An 18,479-nucleotide genomic window follows, 5' to 3' on the forward strand; every position below is an offset into this window, starting at 1 on the left:
CCAGATGAAAAAATTTACCGCAGCACTGTGCACTGTGCTGCTTTTGATAGGCACTGTGCTGGTGCCCGGCGCGGCAGCAGCCGGCCCGGCGCTGGCCAATACCCGGGCATACTGCATTATGGACGCAGACACCGGCCTTGTGCTGGCGCAGCAGAATATGGACGAAGAGCTGCACCCGGCCTCCATTACCAAGGTGATGACCCTTGGTCTTGCCTGCGAAAAGGCGCAGGGAGACTGGGATGACGTAAAGCTGACCGTGAGCCACGAGGATGTCTATTCGCTGGCGGGCACGGATTCCAGCCATATCGCCCTGCGGGAAGGGGAGGAAGTCCCCTTGGTGGATGCGCTGTACGCTACCCAGATGGCCAGCGCCAACGATGGTGCCAACCTGCTGGCAGAGTATTTTGGCGGCGGCACCATCGCGGACGGCGTGGCGGCCATGAATGCACAGGTGGAGGAGCTTGGTCTTGCCCACACCCACTTTTCAAACCCCCACGGCATCAGCGATGAGGATCACTACACCAGCTGCTATGATATGGCACAGATTTTGCGCTGGGCGCTGCAGCAGCCGGGGTTTGAGGATGTGTTCACCCGCAACAAGATGTACACCATGCAGTCCACCAACATCCAGCCAGTGATCCGTTACTTCTCCCAGCAGGATAAGATCCGCATCGGCTCCAGCCGCTACCACATCGGCAGCGTGCTGGGCTCTAAGCTGGGCTACACCAACACCGCCCGGTACAGCTATGTCTGTCTGGCGGAGCAGGACGGGGTGCGGCTGATCTGTGTGACGATGCAAAGCCAGCTGAGCACCGACAAATATAATGATGTGCGCACCCTGCTGGACTACGCCTTTGCCACCTACAAAAACTACACCCAGCTGCCCGGCGGCAGCGTCACCGCACAGCTGGCAGTGGCGGGCGGCGGGCAGAGCCTTGGTACGGTCACCGTGGCCGACCCCGGGGTGAAGCTGCTGCTGGCCGAGGGCTTATCCGCGCAGGATGTGACCGTGGATTTGGAACTGCCGGAGCAGTATCTGCTGGGCGCAGAACCCGCCGTGTATGCGGTGTATACCCTGAACGGCGGCGCAAAGCAGGAGAGTACCAGCGTGCGGGTGAAGGCCGAGATCACCGGTCTTGCTGAGCTGCTGGAACAGAGCGCCGGCAAAAAGCTGGATACTGCCAAGGACGTGGAGCCGGGCAGCAGCGCATGGCTGCTGGCGGGCATCTCGGTGGGGTGTACCATAGGCGCAGCCGTGGTCACGGTGCTGGTGCTGCGGCTGCACGCCCGCCTGAAAAAGCGCCGCAAAACGGCAAAGCACCATAACAAAGCGTAAAAGCCTGTTTAAAACCAGACTTTTCCAGATAAAGAAAAAACTTTCAGAAAAAAAGAGAGGTACAATATCATGGGCAAGTTTATTTTTACGCAGACCGAGATCCTCGGCGTGGTGGTCATTGAGCCGCAGGTGTTCGGCGATGACCGCGGCTATTTTATGGAGACCTACCAGAAGGACCAGTTCGCAGAGGCCGGCATCGACAAGGAATTCGTGCAGGATAACCAGAGCCGCTCCACCCGGGGCGTGCTGCGCGGGCTGCACTTCCAGAAGAACCATACCCAGGGCAAACTGGTGCGCGTGACCAAGGGTGAGGTGTATGACGTAGCTGTGGACTGCCGTCCCCACAGCGCTACCTTTGGCAAGTGGGTGGGCGTCACCCTCTCCGAGGACAACAAGAAGATGTTCTATATCCCGGAGGGCTTTGCCCATGGTTTTCTGGTGCTGAGCGATGTGGCAGAGTTCTGCTACAAGTGCACCGATGTCTACGACCCCACCAGCGAGGGCGGCATCCCCTACGACGACCCCACCGTCAACGTGCAGTGGCCGGACTGCGGCTGCGAGCACAAGACCAGCGCAAAGGACAAGCTGCACGAGCCCTTTGCCGCCCAGAAGTTCGAGTATTTTGAAAAGTGGTGATCGCCCGTGGCAAAACTCAAAGGGATGTGGAACGGCTTCTGGCGCTACCGCTATCTGCTGTGGAACCTTGTAAGCCGTGATTTCAAGCTGAAATACCGCCGCAGCGTGCTGGGCGTGGTGTGGAGCGTTTTGAACCCGCTGCTGATGTGCCTTGTGTACTGGGCGGTGTTCAGCAGCCTGATGGATATGCGGGGCAGCGGCATCGACAACTTTGCCGTCTTTCTGATGTGCGGTCAGCTGCTGTTCAACTTCTTCAACGAAGCTACCTCCACCAGCATGAGCAGCGTACTCAGCGCCGCCCCGCTGCTGAAAAAGGTGTATATCCCCAAGTATATCTTCCCGCTGGAAAAATGCTGTTTTGCCATGGTGAACTGTGTGTTCAGCTTTGTGGCGCTGCTGCTGGTCATGATCTTTACCGGCGCGCCCTTCCATCTGACTATTTTTGAAGCGCTGTATCCGCTGGTGACCTTGTTCTTCTTCAGTCTCGGGGTCAGTATGTTCTTAGCGGCGGCTACCGTGTTCTTCCGGGATATCATGCACATCTGGAGCGTGTTCATCACCGCGCTGCTGTATTTCTCTGCCATCTTCTACGACCCCACCCAGATGACCTTTTCCATCGGCGGCTTCAATATGCAGCAGATCATCAAGCTGAACCCCATGTACTGGTATATCACGGGCTTCCGCCGTACGGTGATGTGGGGCATTCCGCTGGACGGGAATATGTTCCTTGTCTGCGGTATCTGCGCGGTAGTGTCCATGGTAGTGGGGCTGTGGGTGTTCCGCAAAACGCAGGACCGCTTTGTGCTGCACATTTAAGGAGGGGTGAACAATGGAACCGATCATCAAAGTGGACAATGTTTCCATGTGCTTCAACCTTTCCAAGGAAAAGCATGAGAGCCTGAAGGAATACTTTCTGGCCATGGTGCAGGGACGGCTGCAGTACGACGAGTTCTACGCTTTAAAGGACGTCAGTCTGGACATTATGCCCGGCGATTTTTACGGCCTTGTGGGCTTGAACGGCTCGGGCAAATCCACCCTGCTCAAGACCATTGCCGGGGTGTACAAGCCCAGCAAGGGCAAGGTGACCGTAAACGGCACCATCGCCCCGCTCATTGAGCTGGGTGCGGGCTTTGATATGGACCTGACCGCCCGCGAGAACATCTACCTCAACGGCACGGTGCTGGGCTTTTCGCCCAAGTATCTGGACGAAAAATTTGACGAGATCGTGGAATTCAGCGAGCTGGAAAACTTTCTGGATGTGCCGCTGAAAAACTACTCCTCCGGCATGGTGGCGCGCATTGGTTTTGCCATTGCCACCATCACCAAGCCCGATATCCTCATTGCGGACGAGGTGCTGTCGGTGGGCGATTTCCTGTTCCAGCAGAAGTGCGAAAAGCGGATGCAGGAGCTGATGGCGGGCGGCACCACGGTCATTCTGGTGTCCCACTCTATCGAGCAGATCGAGCGGATGTGCACCAAGGTGGCATGGCTGAGCCACGGCCACCTGAAAATGAACGGGGATACCGCAACAGTCTGCGCCGCCTACAAGGCGACCCAGCGCGGCGAGGTCTGATATGAATGTACGGTTGAAACGCGCCAAGGAGCTTGTCGGCTATGCCGTGCAGCTGACAAAGGACGAGGGTCTGCCCACCATGGTCATGCGCGGTGCGGGCTTTGTTAAACGCCGCTGCTTTGGCAAACGCGCACGCTACCTGCCCGCCAAAAAGGTGCTGGAAGCGCAGCGTGCAGAGATGGCAGGCAAAACGGCGGCAGACTGCGGTCTGCCTACCATCTCGGTGCTGACCCCGCTGTATAATACCCCTGAAAAATACCTGCGGGAGTTTCTGGATTCCTTTGCGGGGCAGACTGCGCCCAACGGGCAGCTCTGCCTTGCCGATGCTTCGGACGCCGCCCACGGGGACGTGGAACGAATCGTAAAGGAATATCAGCAAAAAAATCAACGAATCGTATACAAAAAGATCGAAAATAAGGGCATTGCCGCCAACACCAATGCCGCCGCGCAGCTGGCAACAGGGGAATATCTGGCGCTGGCAGACCACGACGATATTCTGGCACCCCATGCTCTGTATACCATGGGCAAGGCCATCCTGCAGCTGCGGCAGCGCGGAGAACCGGACGGTTTTCTGTACAGCGACGAAGCGCTGTTCACCAAGAGCATCCGCCGCCCCATGGTGGCGCACTTCAAGCCGGACTACGCCCCGGACTACCTACTGTGCTGCAACTACATCTGCCATCTGGCGGTGTTTAAAAAGACACTGTGGGAGCAGCTGGGCGGCGAACGCCCGGAATGCGACGGCAGTCAGGATCATGACCTGTTCCTGCGGTTGCTGGAAAAGACCGGCGGTGCCGCCCATGTGCCGCAGGTGCTCTACTACTGGCGGGTGCACGCGGGGTCTACCTCCGGTGGTGCCGATGCCAAGCCCTATGTGGCGGCAGCGGCTAAAAAGGCGCTGGCAGACCACCTGACCCGCACCGGGCACACCGGCACGGTGGAGGACGGTCTGTTCCCCAGCACCTACCGGGTGAAGTGGGATATTGTGGGCGAACCGAAGGTGAGCATCCTCATCCCCAACAAGGACCACACCGAGGACTTGGAAAAGTGCCTGCACAGCATCTGGACAAAGACCGAATGGGAGCACTTTGAGGTCATCGTGGTGGAGAACAACTCCACCGACCCCGCTACCTTTGCCTACTATAAAAAGGCGCAGCAGCGCTACGACGGATTGCGGGTGGTCACCTACCCGAAAAAGGGCTTCAACTTTTCCGGCATCAACAACTTTGGCCGCAAGTACGCCACGGGCGAGTATCTGCTGCTGCTGAACAACGATGTGGAAGTGCGCAGCAGCGACTGGCTCACTGAACTTCTGCGCCAATGCGCCCACCCCGGCGGGGCGGCAGTGTGCGGTGCCATGCTCTTTTACCCGGACGAGACCATCCAGCACGCGGGCGTCATTACCGGGCTGGGGGGCTACGCGGGACACAGCCACAAGTACAAAAAGGCTGGCGGCAGCGGCTATCTGTTCCGCACCGCCACGGTGCAGGACTTTTCTGCCGTTACTGGTGCCTGCCTGCTGGTAAAGACCAGCGTGTGGGACAAGGTAAAGGGGCTGGACGAAGCCTTTGCGGTGGCCTTCAACGATGTGGACTTCTGTCTGCGGGTGCGGGATGCGGGCTATCGCATTGCGTGGACGCCCTACGCCCAGCTGACCCACTACGAGAGCAAGAGCCGCGGCGGGGACGAAAAAGACCCGGTAAAGGCACGGCGCTTTGCCGCCGAGCAGCAGCGCCTGTACGATGTGCACGGCAAGGCGAACATCCTGCATGACCCCTACTACAACCCCAATCTGACCATGGACCGGGAGGATTTTTCCGAAAGCGATGATCTGCGCGGGCTGAAAGAGGGACGCATTACGGTGCAGTGGAGGGAATAACAGCATGAACATCAAAGGCCATTTCGAGACCATCACCCGGCACAAGCTGCTGGTGATGAAATACTGCTTTGAATGCGGGCTGTATGAACAGGGGCTTGCCCACGACCTGAGCAAATACAGCCCCACCGAGTTCATCCCCGGGTGCATCTACTATCAGGGCGACCACAGCCCCAACGAGGCCGAGCGCGCAGCCAAGGGCTACACCTCGGCGTGGCTGCACCACAAGGGGCGCAACAAGCATCATCTGGAATACTGGATCGATTACAGCACCACCAAGACCGGCCTGACCGGCATGAAGATCCCCCTGCGGTACGTCTGCGAGATGGTGTGCGACCGGGTGGCGGCAAGCCAGATCTATCTGGGCGATAAGTACACCGATGCCTCCGCGTGGGAGTACTACCAGCGCAGCAAGGATCACTACCTGATGCACCCGGAGACCCGGGCGCTGCTGGAAAAGCTGCTGTGCATGGTGCGGGACCTCGGGCGGGAGCGCACCTTTGCCTACATCAAATTCCTGCTTGGCTGCGAGACGGATTACTGAGTATTTTTGCGCAAACGCCGCTGACGAAAAGTCGGCGGCGTTTTTGTGTGGTCTGCCGGACAACGCAAAAACACCCCGGCCGGGCGGTTTTACTGCCTGACCGGGGTGTTATTTTTGCAAGAAAAATATTACTGCTCGTTTTCGTAGATCTTGATATAGCGCGGAGCGCTTTTATCCTGCCAGAACAGCAGAATAGCGGTCAGGGCGACAGCCAGAGTGGTGAGGACGGCGAGCAGAGCTTTGAGAACTTTCATGGTTTGGTGCCTCCTTGTGAAGTTCGGGAGCGGAGCGGGGGACGTTCCGCCTGTCATGTTAGGTATAGTATAGCATATTCCCGCAGCAAAGGCAAACGGCAGAGAGGGGAGAACAAAAAGAAAAATACGGTGGTTAGTTAAAACTAATTGTCGAAAACGAATAAGAAAGTTCAGGAAAATTCATCATTTGGGGCGTGATGTCGTTGACTTCCCGCGCCAAAATGATACAATAAGTGTGTTAAGCAGCTGCTGTCCCTGTACCAGTGCGCCTGCATGGGCGAGGGGATGGCAATTCAAGCAGAATGGGGGATTTGAAATCCATGTTGAACAAGCTGAAACGTGCGGCGCTTGGCGCGCATACGCCGCATGACAAGGCAACTGCTGCAAGCAAACCTGTCCCGATGCCTCTGCCCGCGCAGGTACGCATCCTTATGAGCCAGCACATTGGCGCACCCGCCAAGGCACTGGTGAAAAAAGGCGATGAAGTGTTCGTCGGCACCAAGATCGGTGAGGCGGGCGGCTTTGTCTCCGCAAACATCCACTCCAGCGTTTCCGGTACGGTAGCTGCAGTGGAAGCTTTCCGTCTGTCCAATGGCCGTATGTGCGATTCTGTTGTCATCAAGACCGATGGCAAGCAGACCGTAGACCCGGCTGTCAAGGCACCGGAAGTCACCGATAAGGCCAGCTTCCTTGCCGCCGTGCGCGAGTGCGGTCTGGTCGGTCTGGGCGGCGCAGGCTTCCCCACCGATGTGAAACTGCAGCCCAAGCAGAAGGTGGATACCCTACTGATCAACGCCTCCGAGTGCGAGGTGTGGCTGACCAGCGACACGCAGGAGATGCTGGAGTGCAGCGATGATATCATCCGCGGCATCAAGGCTGTGCTGCAGTATACCGGCATCCCGAAGTGTATCATCGGCATTGAGAACAACAAGCCCGAGTGCATCGACCTGCTGTGCAAAAAGACCAAGGACGACAGCACCATCGAGGTAAAGCCCCTGCCCAGTGTTTACGGCACCGGCGCAGAGCTGATCCTGATCGAGAAGTGCCTCGGCCGCGAGGTGCCCCACGGCGGTCTGCCCGCCGATGCAGGCGCCATCGTGATGAACGTGACCAGTGTTTCCACGCTGGGCAAGTATCTGGCTACCGGTATGCCGGTGGTCCAGCGTACCATCACCGTGGACGGCGATGCCTGCGCAAAGCCCCAGAACGTTGTTGTGCCCGTGGGTACTGCTTATCAGGATATTCTGGACTATGTGGGCGTCAAGGGCGAGCTGGGCAAGGTGGTTGCCGGCGGTGCCATGATGGGCCCTGCTGTGGAGAACCTTTCCTACCCCACCACCAAGACCACTTCCGGTCTGATCCTGCTGAGCAAGGCGGCTGCACAGCCCGCACAGGTCAACCCCTGCATCCGCTGCGGCCGCTGCGTGGAGTACTGCCCCATGGGTCTGGAGCCCGTGGAGGTCAATCAGGCCTACGCCGCCCGCGATGTGCAGGAGCTGGGCAAGCTGCACGCTGACTACTGCTTCAACTGCGGCAGCTGCTCCTTCGTCTGCCCGGCAAAGCGCCCGGTCACCCAGATGATGAGTCTGGCCAAGGCCTTCTATCTTGGCGAAATCAAAAAAGGAGGCAATAAGTAATGGATACGAAGCTTATTGTTTCGGCTTCCCCGCACGTCCGCAGTGACGAGACCACCCAGAGCCTGATGGCTAACGTGATCGTTGCACTGTGCCCCTGCGTGGTTGCCTCTGCAATCATTTTCGGCGTGCGCGCCCTGCTGGTCACCGCCGTTTCCGTGGTGGCCTGTGTGGCTTTTGAGTGGCTGTACTGCAAGCTGCTGAAGCGTGCAAACCCCATCAGTGACCTGTCCGCTGTGGTCACCGGCATCATTCTGGCCATGAACGTGCCCGTGGGGATGCCCATCGGTCAGCTGATCATCGGCGATCTGGTGGCTATCATCGTTGTCAAGCAGCTGTTCGGCGGCATTGGCATGAACTTTGCAAACCCCGCTCTGGTGGGCCGTATCGTGCTGTTCATCAGCTTTGCCGGTTCCATGAATAAGTGGGTGTTCCCGGATGCAGCGGTGGATCAGCTGTCCAAGGCTACCCCGCTGGCTGTGGCAGATCCTTCCAAGCTGAGCCTGCTGGATCTGTTCATGGGCATCCACGGCGGTGTGCTGGGCGAGACCTGCGCACTGGCTATCGTGCTGGGTCTGATCTATCTGGTGGCTACCAAGACCATCAGCATCGCCATTCCGGCTTCCTACGTTGGCAGCGTGTTCGTGTTCTACCTGATCGCTACCAAGGATCTGCACAGCGCACTGGTTGCCGTGCTGAGCGGCGGCCTGCTGTTCGGCGCTGTGTTCATGGCTACCGACTACGTTACCAGCCCCTTTACCCTGAAGGGTAAGCTGGTGTACGGCGTGTGCCTTGGCATCGTTACCTTTGCCATCCGCTACTGGGGCAGCTACACCGAGGGCGTGTCCTTCGCACTGCTGTTCATGAACCTGTGGGTTCCGTACATCAATGATCTGACCCGTCAGACCCCGTATGGCTATGTGAAGCCTGCAAAGAAAGCGAAGGAGGGTGCTGGCAAATGAGTAAGACTGCAAATTCCAGCTGGGAAACCACCGGTAAGCCGATCGTTGTGCTGACCGTTATCTCTCTGATCGTCAGCCTGCTGCTGGCTCTGGTGAACGGCATGACCGCTCCCGTTATCAAGGAGAACACCCGCCGCACCACGCTGGCTGCTTATGTCAGCGTGATGCCCTCTGTTTCGGACGCAGCTACGCTGGAGGAAGTGACCGACTACACCACCGCCAATGTTACCGGCGTGGTAAAGGCTCCGGATGGCGGCATTGCCATCAAGGCTGAGGAAAAGGGCTTTGACGGCGGCATCCTGACCGTCATCATGGGCTTCGACGCCAACGGCGCCGAGACCGGCATTTGGGTGGACGCTTCTACCCAGACCAAGGGCATTGGCTCCAATGTGTCCACCGAGGACTTCCTGGCACAGTTCAACGGCATGGACGGCACCAAGAACATTGTGATGAATCAGGATTTCGATGCGTACAGTGGCGCAACCATTTCGTCCACCGCTCTGTTTGCTGCCATCAATGATTGTATCAACTGCTTCAACGAGCTGGCATAAAAGGAGGTTGGTAAGAAATGGCACAAGAAAATAAGTCCAAGGTAAGCATCCTTACCAACGGCATCATCAAAGAAAACCCTGTTCTGCGTCTGGTTCTGGGCACCTGCTCCATTCTGGCCGTTACCACGGCAGTTTCCAGCGCACTGGGCATGGGCGCCGCCTTCACCTTCGTGCTGGTGTGCTCCAATATCATGATCTCCCTGCTGCGGAAAGTCATCCCCGGCAAGGTGCATCTGCCCTGCTACATCGTTATCATTGCAGGCTTTGTGACCATCGTGCAGATGTTCATGCAGGCCTACATGGAAAGCCTGTACAACGCACTGGGCGTGTTCCTGCCCCTGATCGTTGTCAACTGTATCATTCTGGGCCGTGCCGAGATGTTCGCCTGCAAGAACAATGTGGTGGATTCCGCACTGGACGGCGTGGGCATGGGCCTCGGCTACACCCTCACCGCTACCCTGATGGCCTCCATCCGTGAGATCCTGGGCAGCGGCACCTGGCTGGGCTTCCAGATCATTCCGGAAAGCGTTGCCAAGGTCTCCATCATGACGCAGGCTCCCGGTGCATTCTTCTGCTTTGGCCTGTTGATGGCCGGCTGTGTGTGGCTGGAAGGCAAGCTGGACGCTCGCATCGAGCGCAAGAGCTGCTGTGATCTTGACAATCTGAAGAAGGAGGCGGAATAAGATGCTCGTCAAACTCGCTGCGATCTTCTTCAGCATGATCCTTGTCAACAACTATGTGCTGGTGAAGTTCTACGGTATCTGCCCGTTCCTGGGCGTTTCCAAAAAGCTGGATTCCGCTGTTGGTATGTCCGGTGCTGTCATCTTCGTCATGTTCATGGCAACGGCTGTTACCTTCCCCATCCAGATCTTCATTCTGGACCAGGCTGGTCTGAGCTACCTGCAGACCATCGTGTTCATTCTGGTCATCGCTGTGCTGGTGCAGTTCATCGAGATCTTCCTCAAGAAGTACGTCGTTGCACTGTATAACTCACTGGGCGTTTATCTGCCCCTGATCACCACCAACTGCTGCGTGCTGGCTGTGACCATTCTGGTCGTGGGCGACTACGGCGCAGATGTGGCTGCACACGGCTTCGGCTACGCCTACATCGAGGCTCTGATCTGCGCCATCGGCGCAGGCTGCGGCTTTATGCTGGCCATGGTCATGTTCAGCGGCGTGCGTAAGCGCGTGGAAGCCTGCGATCCCCCGGCACCCTTCAAGGGCCTGCCCATCACCCTGATCGCAGCTGCAATCACCAGCCTGTCCTTCATGGGCTTCGGCGGCATCGTCGAAAACCTGTTCAATGTTACGCTGTAAGGGAGGAACAGGACTATGAATATTGTATCTGCTGTTATCCTGTGCACCATCGTGGGCGCTGTGGGTGCTATCGTTCTGGTGGCTGCCGCAAAGTTCATGGCGGTGGAGGAAGACCCCCGCATTGAGGAAGTTTCTGCCTGTCTGGCCGGCGCAAACTGCGGCGGCTGCGGCTACGCCGGCTGTGCAGACTACGCCAAGGCTGTCGTTCTGGACGGCGTGCCCTGCGACAAGTGCGCACCCGGCGGCCCCAAGGCTGCCGCTGCCATTGCCAAGATCATGGGCGGCGAAGCAAGCGCCGTAGAGAAGAAGGCTGTTGTGCAGTGTCAGGGCAGCTCCGAGCACTGCAAGCCTGCCTACGACTACAAGGGCATCCAGACCTGCGCTGCTGCGGCAGCTCTGTACGGCGGCCCCAAGACCTGCTCCTTCGCCTGCATCGGTCTGGGCGACTGCACCAAGGTGTGTAAGTTCGACGCCATCCACATTGTGGACGGTGTGGCCAAGGTGGACAAGGACAAGTGCACCGGCTGTGGTGCCTGCGCCAACATCTGCCCCAAGCAGGTGATCATGATCGACGCTGCCGGCCCCCGCAAGCCGGTGGTCATGTGCTCCAACAAGGACAAGGGTGCTGTGGCAAACAAGCTGTGCACCACCTCCTGCATCGCCTGCGGTATGTGCGAGCGCACCTGTAAGTTTGACGCCATCCACGTTGTGGACGGTGTGGCACGCGTTGATTACGACAAGTGCAAGGGCTGCGGTATGTGCGCCCAGAAGTGCCCCAAGCACATCATCCTGTTCCCGCTGAAGGACGACCCCAATCCCCCGAAGCCCGTGGTGAAGCCCGCCGCTCCTGCTGCTGCACCCGCAGCAAAGCCGGAAGCCAAGGCTGAGGCAAAGCCTGAGACCAAGGCAGAATAAACTGTAAACCAAAGCCCGCCGTGCAGCAATGCCCGGCGGGCTTTTTGTATAGAAAATGATTGGGAATGCCCTCCGCTTGCGCTCTGGGCATCTTCAGCGGAAAAATCATTTTTAATTTCGCGTTTGTCGCGCTCTGCGGAGCGCTCCAAACGCTTTTTTCACGAGAGGGGCTGTGACGGAAAAATGCATTTTGTCTCTGCGACCCTTCTTGTGAAAATGGCAGAACGGAACGCCCGCAGGCGTTCCGTTCTGTCGAGATATAAAATATTCTTTCCTTAAATTATGCCCAGAGCGCAAGCGGAGGGCATTTTAAATCGTCCGAACCCGGCGGGCTTTTTGCAACTTTTTGTAAGAAAATCCGGTTGCAAAGCCGCGAAAATATGGTTAAATAGAAAAAGGATATTTCCACAAAGAGAGGAACAACATGGAACAACAGAACACACGCCTGCGCAATGCGGGCTTTGCAACCTTTTTCTTCAGCGGCATCTGCGCTATCAGCGCAGGTGTGGTGGTCAGTCTGCTGCAGGAGCGCTACGGCTTTGCCTACGGTATGACCGGTACGCTGCTCTCCCTGATGAGCGTGGGCAACCTGCTGGCAGGTCTGCTGATGGGGATGCTGCCCAGTGCGCTGGGCATGAAGCGCAGCGTGCTGCTGCTGACCATCGGCTACGCGGTGGGCTACGCCGTCATGGGGCTGACCGGCGCAGTGGCGCTGCTGGCGGTGGCTTTTTTTGTGGTGGGCATCGCCAAGGGCAGCGTGATCAATACCTGCACCATTCTGGTCAGCGACAACTCCGCCGACCGCACCCGGGGCATGAATCTGATGCACAGCTGCTACGCCTGCGGTGCGCTGCTGTGCCCCTTCCTTATCGCGGCAGCAGCCCGGGTAAGCACCGAACTGGCCGTGTTTCTGCTGGCAGCCATGGGTCTTGTGCTCTGGCTGGTATACGTTTTTACCCCGCTGCACGGCGGTAAGAGCAAAAGCAGCACAGAGAAGGAAACCATCGACTGGAGCTTTCTGCGGTCTGCCCGCTTCTGGCTGCTGACCGGTCTGCTGTTCTTCCAGAATGCCGCCGAGCAGAGCGTCAACGGCTGGATGGTGACCTACTTCAAGGGCAGCGGCATCATTGCGGGCACGCTGGCTGCCTACACCGTCACCGTGATGTGGGGCGCTACGCTGGTGGGACGGCTGCTCATCGCCTTTGTATTCCCCTTTAAAAAGCCCCGCAAGGCCATGGTGGGTATGAGCGTGCTGTGCACTGTGTTCTATGTGCTGCTGGTGATGGCGCACACGCAGGGCGCAGCCATCGCGCTGCTGTTCGCCTTTGCCATCTCAATGTCCGGCCTGAACCCCACTGCCGTGGCCAGTGCGGGCCGCATGACCAGCGTGACCAGCATGGGTATCATGCTGCCGGTGGCTTCCAGCGGCGCCATCCTGATGCCGTGGATCATCGGCATGGTGGCCGAGCGCGCTGGCCTTGCCGCCGGTATGGTGTCCAACATCGTGCCCTGCGTGGGGCTGGTGGTCTTTGCCATTCTGGTGGCAAAGCTGCCGGAGGAATAAACAAAAAGCCCATCCGCACACTTTGCCGTGCGGATGGGCTTTCTTTGCGTTATCCCTCGATACCTCTTGCCTTTGCGCTGAACTCGCAGCCGCAGTAGTCCTGCCGGTACAGACCGTACTGCTCCGAAAGCTGCAGGCTGCGCAGATAGCCGTTGTGCTTTTTGAAGTCCGAGGGCAAATGCTTGACCCCGAATTCTGTCTCCAGTTCCTGCCCGATGGCGTTGATGCGCGCAGCGTCCTTGTGGGGGCTGATGGACAGGGTAGTGGTGAACCAGTCAAAGCCGTTGTCCCGGGCGTACTGCGCTGCACGGCGCATCCGCAGCCGGTAGCAGACGGTGCAGCGGCTGCCGCGCTCCGGCTCATTTTCCAGCCCGGCGACAGCGGTGTAGAACTGCTGCGGGTCGTAAGTGTCCTCCACCACGGTCACGCCAAGCGGGTGCGCTGCCGCCACGAACTTCTGCAGTTCCTCGCCCCGGCGGTGGTATTCTGCTGCCGGCCATGTGTTGGGGTTGTAGTACAGCACCGTGATCTCAAAATACCGGCACAGCTGCTCCAGCACGGCACTGGAGCAGGGGCCGCAGCAGGCGTGGAGCAAAAGGCGCGGGCGGGCATCGCCAAGACCCGCCAGCACGGCGTCCATCTGCTGGGCATAGTTGCGTTGTGTTGCCATTGGTATCATCCTTTGCTATAATGGTCTTGCCTACATTATAACATATTTTACGATGAAATACAGGAGGTTCCCTTATGACGGAAGAAAAGATCGCCCGCATCAATGCGCTGGCCAAAAAAAGCAAGACCACCGGTCTGACCGAGACCGAAAAGGCTGAACAGCAGGCACTGCGGCAGGAGTATTTGGCCGACATCAAGGCCAGCCTGCGCAGCCAGCTGGAGCGCACGTCCATTCAGGAGCCGGACGGCACCATCCATAAGGTGACCCGCCGCACCGACCTGACCGGGGAACGCAGCTGAAAGCAGGACGATTTAGAGTGCGCTCTGCGTATGCGCAGCAGAAAGATTATTTTGATTTCGGGGTTCGGGAACGCCTGCGGGCATTTCTGGACCCTATTTTCACAGCAGGAGTCGTTGTTGCTGTTCAAGTCCTTTTATCCGCTGTTGCTGCTAAAGAGAAATTGCCGTATAAAACAAAAAAGACAGCTATCAAAAGCTGTCTCTCTTGTGGTGCAGTAAAGCAATCCAAATCCGAACCATTTTCCTTTGATGCGGCTTGGGCCGCTTCCTCAAACGTGATGGTCTGTGTACCTTCTTTATAGTTAAAGGTTATCAAAACCTTATCATCGTACAGATAAATCGAATTGATGAACGTATCCACCAACGCTTGCCTCTGGTCTTTCAGGCTCATGTCCAGTTTACGGAAGCGCATCAGCCAGAAACGGATAAATTCCTCTTTGATTTTTGGCTTTGCCAGCTTTTCTTCCGCAATGCGGGCTTCAAGCTCACGCTTGGTTTCTTCGAGCTGTTCCAACCGTTCCTTGGTGGAACTGGTGAGGATTCCGGCTTGAATTGCGTTGAGCATATTCTGGATACCCGATTCTGCATCCCGGAGCTGTTTCTCATAGAGAGGAAGGTTGGTGTTCTCTCGGTCTTGCAGCTCCATGACCTTGGCGATAATGGATTCCATGGCGGCATCGTCCCGGACAAGCTGCATGGTCTGGTTCACCACCAGATCTTCCAGCCACTGTTTGCGGACAGTTTTCTTCTTGCAGCCCTTCTTCTTTTTGGCCGTGGCACATTTATAGTAGCGGTGGACTTCTCCCGTCCGGCTTGTGCCGCTTTCGCCAAACATCAGCGCACCGCAGCAACCACAGTGCAGCTTGGTTGTCAGCAGGTAATCGTCCTCTGCCTTTCTTCGGGCAGGGGCTTTCTTGTTTTTGGCAATCTTTTCCTGCACATCATCGAACAGTTCCAGTGGCACGATGGGCGGGATCGCATCCGGCACGACCACATCCCGGAATTTCAACTCCCCGATGTACCGCCGATTCTTGAGCATATGTTCGACACTGTTATAGGTGAACGCACCGCCGACCGGGTTCTTGATGCCATTTTCGTTCAGCCAGTCCCGAATCTCTTTCATCGTGAGGCCATCCCGATACTTCGTGAACGATTCCAGCACGAAAGGGGAGGCAAGCGGGTCGATGTGAAATTTCCGCTCGGAATCCAGCGTATATCCAAACGTTCCACGACCACCGTTGCAGCGGCCTTTCAGGATGTTCTCTGTCTGTCCACGGACAACCTTTTCGGCAAGGTCGGCAGAGTAGTATTCTGCATAGCCCTCCAGAACCGATTCCAGAATGATACCCTCTGGCCCCTCGGAGATGATCTCCGTAGCCGACATGAGCTTGACACCGTTCTTCTTCAGCTGGGTCTTATACCGGGCACTGTCGTAGCGATTCCGGGCAAAGCGGTCAAGTTTCCAGACCAGAACAATATCAAACAGCTTCTTGTCGCTGTCCTTTATCATCTGTTGGAATTGAGGGCGATTATCCGTCTTGGCAGAGATGGCGCGGTCAATGTAGTGCTTGACGATAGTGATGTCATTCTTTTCGGCATAGGCCGTGCATTCACGAATCTGGCCTTCGATGGATTCTTCGCGCTGGTTATCACTGGAATAGCGGGCGTAGATTACAGCGGTCATGACGGACACCTCTCATTCTACATCATTGAACGGTGGAGCGTTCTTTCAAAGCACTGTTTCGTATAATGTATATACCATGTTTTGATGGAGAAATCAAGACTTTTTATTATCTTCAGTTTTTCTTTTTGAACAATTGACCCAACAGCCACCCCTCTCGTTGAAATGAGGTGACTGTTGGGCCGACTTGCTCGGATTCCTTTATTCTTCGTTTAGCTGGACGATGGTATTATAAAAGATTTTGTTTGGAATAACGACTTGAAGAACACCCTTTTTCAAAAGTGCTTCTATGCGTTTCATGACATACCAGTCACTTACCGGAGCAGAAATCGCTTTTAATACGTCTGCGGTAAGTTCACCAACCGAAATAGGAATTCTCGATACTAAACTAATAATTCTCTGGTCGAAATAATCTATGTTAACGCTTTTAACATCGTTCGCATGCCAAATACGCATGGAGGTGTTTTCGTTTAATAGCTTTCCCCATCTTTTGGCATACTCAGTAATAGTTTCTTCCGTCAAATACTTTTGTGAGATCTTATCGGTTTTCCCTTCCATAAATTCTTTCAGACCTTCTCTGGATGCAAGCAAAATTCTATTTGTACCATACTTTGCTGCATAGTAACAAATATAATAAATGCCGCACCAACAATCGGCAGAACTCCTGACCCAAACACGCAGTGGCTTATGATTTATCATATCACATTGAACCGCATTCGCTGTACCATGATATTTCGACCACAGTTGTCTAGCTTCAATTTGGCTGTCAGGATAATATTCTGAAAGGCAATTCACGAATTGTTTGCAACGATATTCTGAATCGCAAGCATATTGAAGTTCTCCCATTGATAACATAAACGGAAACAACTTTACACTTTCGACGATGCCTAAAGCTGCTAACATATTGACATCACTGGGTTCAAAAACAATTTCATCCATAGCTGGTCAAAATCATAATTTCGGGATGGTAACTTGTGTAGTTGCACTCCAATAGATTGGTTTGCTTGAGCCAACCACTCCAAAATAACACCCAACGCTGCAATCAAGATAAGTTCCAACATCATAGAAGTCATATGTATAGGTTGTATTATATATACTTTGTTCTGGAACTAGTGCTGTCGTTGAAAATGGGCAGCTTCGTTCGATGTTATCGGAATAGCTCGTGTAGTAATCCGTTCCTGAAACATTTTTTATTAAATCCGGGCCAATACCGACGGTAGTTCCACTCATATAAAAGCCCAATCCATTGGCCTTTGTATAAAGAACTCTCCATGTTACCTTACACTGCTTTGGGTGATTACTTTGCTTTCCTTCATTGAATAGCTAGAACAACAGCTACTATCAAGAACAAAGTTGAAAGCCCAAGCTGAACCCATGCAATTTTTTCGTTTTCGGCATTGTTACAGCCTTTGGAGGATACTGCCACTTGGATATAATGCACTGCTACGATTCCATATGAGAAAAACAAAGAAGCCCAAGCATAAGGTACTGCGCTTTTATCTGTCAATCGGACAAGATTACTAGTCCATACTGAAATGCAGCCCCAAAGAGCAAAAGGAGCAATAAGAAAAAAGTTGCTTTTGCCTTTTTTCATTCTTAGCCTCCCACAGCTTGATGGTACGATTTTGTAGTATCCATAAGGTGTCCACCGGAATCATACGAATACAAAATATCATGATAGCAATGGGTAATGTCTATCATATGAGTTTAGTTGCGATCAAGCGATTCAGGGACATCCGGCTGATACGCTGTAAAGCAGCAGGTGCTATTCACACTTAAGACTGCAATCGCCATTGCAAAAGCACATGTAATTTTACTCAGGAAAAAAATCAGTTTTTGTGAATTCTGTTTCATATTGTCCTCCACATTACATAGAATACGTTACATCGACTTCATTGTTTGTTCCGCGAGGAGTTCCCTTCAGCCAGCAAGTATGAGAAGCAATACCATTATAAGCGTTACTGGTAAAGGTGAGTTTTGCCGAACTGGAGTTATACGTCAAACTTGCATCACTATATGTGGAACCCAAAGTTGTAATCGAATAGTCCCATGCATTTGTGACTTTGTTATTCGTCACTGTCATATAAAAATATGCATGAATCACCACTCCCTTATACGAAACCTTCCAAGAATTCGACGATTTCGCTGCACGAGAAATTGAATTGTCCACTGACTCGATAGTAATAGTTGCTGGATCACCATTACTGTCAACTACCGCAATTGTGAGCTTCTCGTTTGCCTTCAGTTGATCGAGATTGCTAAAAGTAACAACGTTGTTCTTAACGGTAGCTTTCGGTGAATTCGATTCAGCGAAGGCAGACTGAACGCCAAACGACATTACAACCGCAATAAAAAGCAGACTCGCCGTAAGTTTTTTGATAAATTTTCTTGTACTAATGATCACATTTTCCTTTCCTTATTTTGATTTGATTGCTTTTACGACTAAATAAATGACCAGTATGCCGATGCAGAGAGAAATAATTGTCAATGCCTCTGCCGTTGCATTAAGGCAAGCACCAATAAAATAAACCAATACCAAAAATGCAACAAAAGCGATAAGAAGCAGCACCCATTTGTTTTTTTTCATGTTATCACCTCGTATAATAAAATAGTAGTATTTATAGACCGCTCTCCAGCGGAATGCTACAATAAGTTCAGGATGCTGTG

The 18,479-nt window shown here is 54.8% G+C and carries 22 protein-coding genes; 14 read left to right on the top strand and 8 right to left on the bottom strand.

Annotated features, from left to right (window positions below; genetic code table 11):
- The first annotated feature begins 4 nt into the window (after positions 1-4).
- From WMO20_RS11960 to WMO20_RS11985, 6 genes are all read left to right on the top strand, one after another.
- Positions 5-1,336 (top strand): D-alanyl-D-alanine carboxypeptidase family protein, encoded by a 1,332-nt coding sequence (locus WMO20_RS11960; RefSeq protein WP_316540162.1) that lies wholly within the window; start codon positions 5-7, stop codon positions 1,334-1,336.
- Positions 1,337-1,405: 69 nt separating this feature from the next.
- Complete coding sequence (rfbC, locus tag WMO20_RS11965) at positions 1,406-1,972, top strand: dTDP-4-dehydrorhamnose 3,5-epimerase (RefSeq protein ID WP_349186992.1); 567 nt, start codon at positions 1,406-1,408, stop codon at positions 1,970-1,972.
- A 6-nt stretch (positions 1,973-1,978) separates the two neighbouring features.
- A complete protein-coding gene (locus WMO20_RS11970) occupies positions 1,979-2,788 on the top strand; it encodes an ABC transporter permease (protein ID WP_349186993.1) in 810 nt (269 codons plus the stop codon).
- A 13-nt stretch (positions 2,789-2,801) separates the two neighbouring features.
- Positions 2,802-3,545 (top strand): ABC transporter ATP-binding protein, encoded by a 744-nt coding sequence (locus WMO20_RS11975; protein WP_097782992.1) that lies wholly within the window; start codon positions 2,802-2,804, stop codon positions 3,543-3,545.
- 1 nt (position 3,546) lies between these two features.
- A complete protein-coding gene (locus tag WMO20_RS11980; protein ID WP_349186994.1) occupies positions 3,547-5,424 on the top strand; it encodes a glycosyltransferase family 2 protein in 1,878 nt (625 codons plus the stop codon).
- 4 nt (positions 5,425-5,428) lie between these two features.
- On the top strand, positions 5,429-5,965 hold the full coding sequence (locus tag WMO20_RS11985; RefSeq protein ID WP_154252467.1) for a DUF5662 family protein: 537 nt from the start codon (positions 5,429-5,431) through the stop codon (positions 5,963-5,965).
- Positions 5,966-6,093: 128 nt separating this feature from the next.
- On the opposite strand, the gene WMO20_RS11990 is transcribed toward WMO20_RS11985, so the two are convergent.
- Complete coding sequence (locus tag WMO20_RS11990; protein ID WP_256466526.1) at positions 6,094-6,219, bottom strand: hypothetical protein; 126 nt, start codon at positions 6,217-6,219, stop codon at positions 6,094-6,096.
- A gap of 320 nt (positions 6,220-6,539) precedes the next feature.
- On the opposite strand from WMO20_RS11990, the gene rsxC reads away from it, so the two are divergent.
- The 7 genes from rsxC to WMO20_RS12025 all read left to right on the top strand — a co-directional run bounded on the left by rsxC (position 6,540) and on the right by WMO20_RS12025 (position 13,162).
- The gene (gene rsxC / locus WMO20_RS11995) at positions 6,540-7,856 is read left to right on the top strand and encodes an electron transport complex subunit RsxC (RefSeq protein ID WP_243138348.1); all 1,317 of its coding nucleotides are present in this window, start codon (positions 6,540-6,542) and stop codon (positions 7,854-7,856) included.
- A complete protein-coding gene (locus tag WMO20_RS12000; protein ID WP_097782996.1) occupies positions 7,856-8,815 on the top strand; it encodes an RnfABCDGE type electron transport complex subunit D in 960 nt (319 codons plus the stop codon). The genes rsxC and WMO20_RS12000 overlap by 1 nt, the downstream gene beginning before the upstream one ends.
- A complete protein-coding gene (locus WMO20_RS12005; protein ID WP_349186995.1) occupies positions 8,812-9,366 on the top strand; it encodes an RnfABCDGE type electron transport complex subunit G in 555 nt (184 codons plus the stop codon). The genes WMO20_RS12000 and WMO20_RS12005 overlap by 4 nt, the downstream gene beginning before the upstream one ends.
- A gap of 17 nt (positions 9,367-9,383) precedes the next feature.
- Positions 9,384-10,049 carry an electron transport complex subunit RsxE gene (gene rsxE, locus WMO20_RS12010; protein ID WP_005923040.1) on the top strand — a complete coding sequence of 222 codons (666 nt, stop codon included), beginning with the start codon at positions 9,384-9,386 and terminating at the stop codon, positions 10,047-10,049.
- 1 nt (position 10,050) lies between these two features.
- Positions 10,051-10,683, top strand: a complete 633-nt coding sequence (locus tag WMO20_RS12015) for an electron transport complex protein RnfA (RefSeq protein WP_223450757.1) — start codon at positions 10,051-10,053, stop codon at positions 10,681-10,683.
- 15 nt (positions 10,684-10,698) lie between these two features.
- Positions 10,699-11,598 carry an RnfABCDGE type electron transport complex subunit B gene (locus WMO20_RS12020; protein ID WP_112090888.1) on the top strand — a complete coding sequence of 300 codons (900 nt, stop codon included), beginning with the start codon at positions 10,699-10,701 and terminating at the stop codon, positions 11,596-11,598.
- Between the two features lie 424 nt (positions 11,599-12,022).
- Positions 12,023-13,162: an MFS transporter gene (locus tag WMO20_RS12025; protein ID WP_349186996.1), complete on the top strand. Its 1,140-nt coding sequence runs from the start codon at positions 12,023-12,025 to the stop codon at positions 13,160-13,162.
- Positions 13,163-13,211: 49 nt separating this feature from the next.
- Here the strand turns inward: WMO20_RS12025 and WMO20_RS12030 are convergent, their stop codons facing one another.
- Entirely contained in the window at positions 13,212-13,841 is a 630-nt protein-coding gene (locus WMO20_RS12030) for an epoxyqueuosine reductase QueH (RefSeq protein ID WP_308563296.1), read from the bottom strand.
- 65 nt (positions 13,842-13,906) lie between these two features.
- Here WMO20_RS12030 and WMO20_RS12035 point away from each other — a divergent pair, with 65 nt between their 5' ends.
- On the top strand, positions 13,907-14,131 hold the full coding sequence (locus WMO20_RS12035; RefSeq protein WP_112090885.1) for a DUF896 domain-containing protein: 225 nt from the start codon (positions 13,907-13,909) through the stop codon (positions 14,129-14,131).
- A 124-nt stretch (positions 14,132-14,255) separates the two neighbouring features.
- Here the strand turns inward: WMO20_RS12035 and WMO20_RS12040 are convergent, their stop codons facing one another.
- The 6 genes from WMO20_RS12040 to WMO20_RS12065 all read right to left on the bottom strand — a co-directional run.
- Complete coding sequence (locus WMO20_RS12040) at positions 14,256-15,815, bottom strand: recombinase family protein (protein ID WP_349186997.1); 1,560 nt, start codon at positions 15,813-15,815, stop codon at positions 14,256-14,258.
- A gap of 198 nt (positions 15,816-16,013) precedes the next feature.
- On the bottom strand, positions 16,014-16,751 hold the full coding sequence (locus WMO20_RS12045; RefSeq protein ID WP_223387800.1) for a DUF3658 domain-containing protein: 738 nt from the start codon (positions 16,749-16,751) through the stop codon (positions 16,014-16,016).
- A gap of 373 nt (positions 16,752-17,124) precedes the next feature.
- Positions 17,125-17,406 carry a hypothetical protein gene (locus WMO20_RS12050; protein WP_005943373.1) on the bottom strand — a complete coding sequence of 94 codons (282 nt, stop codon included), beginning with the start codon at positions 17,404-17,406 and terminating at the stop codon, positions 17,125-17,127.
- 113 nt (positions 17,407-17,519) lie between these two features.
- Positions 17,520-17,666, bottom strand: a complete 147-nt coding sequence (locus WMO20_RS12055; RefSeq protein WP_081027705.1) for a cyclic lactone autoinducer peptide — start codon at positions 17,664-17,666, stop codon at positions 17,520-17,522.
- 13 nt (positions 17,667-17,679) lie between these two features.
- The gene (locus WMO20_RS12060; protein ID WP_349186998.1) at positions 17,680-18,216 is read right to left on the bottom strand and encodes a DUF5626 family protein; all 537 of its coding nucleotides are present in this window, start codon (positions 18,214-18,216) and stop codon (positions 17,680-17,682) included.
- 12 nt (positions 18,217-18,228) lie between these two features.
- A partial coding sequence (locus tag WMO20_RS12065; protein WP_349186999.1) for a hypothetical protein occupies positions 18,229-18,479 on the bottom strand: 251 nt, incomplete at its 5' end.

Origin of the sequence: Faecalibacterium intestinale, assembly GCF_040096575.1 — a bacterium.
Classification (GTDB): Bacteria; Bacillota; Clostridia; order Oscillospirales; family Ruminococcaceae; genus Faecalibacterium; species Faecalibacterium intestinale.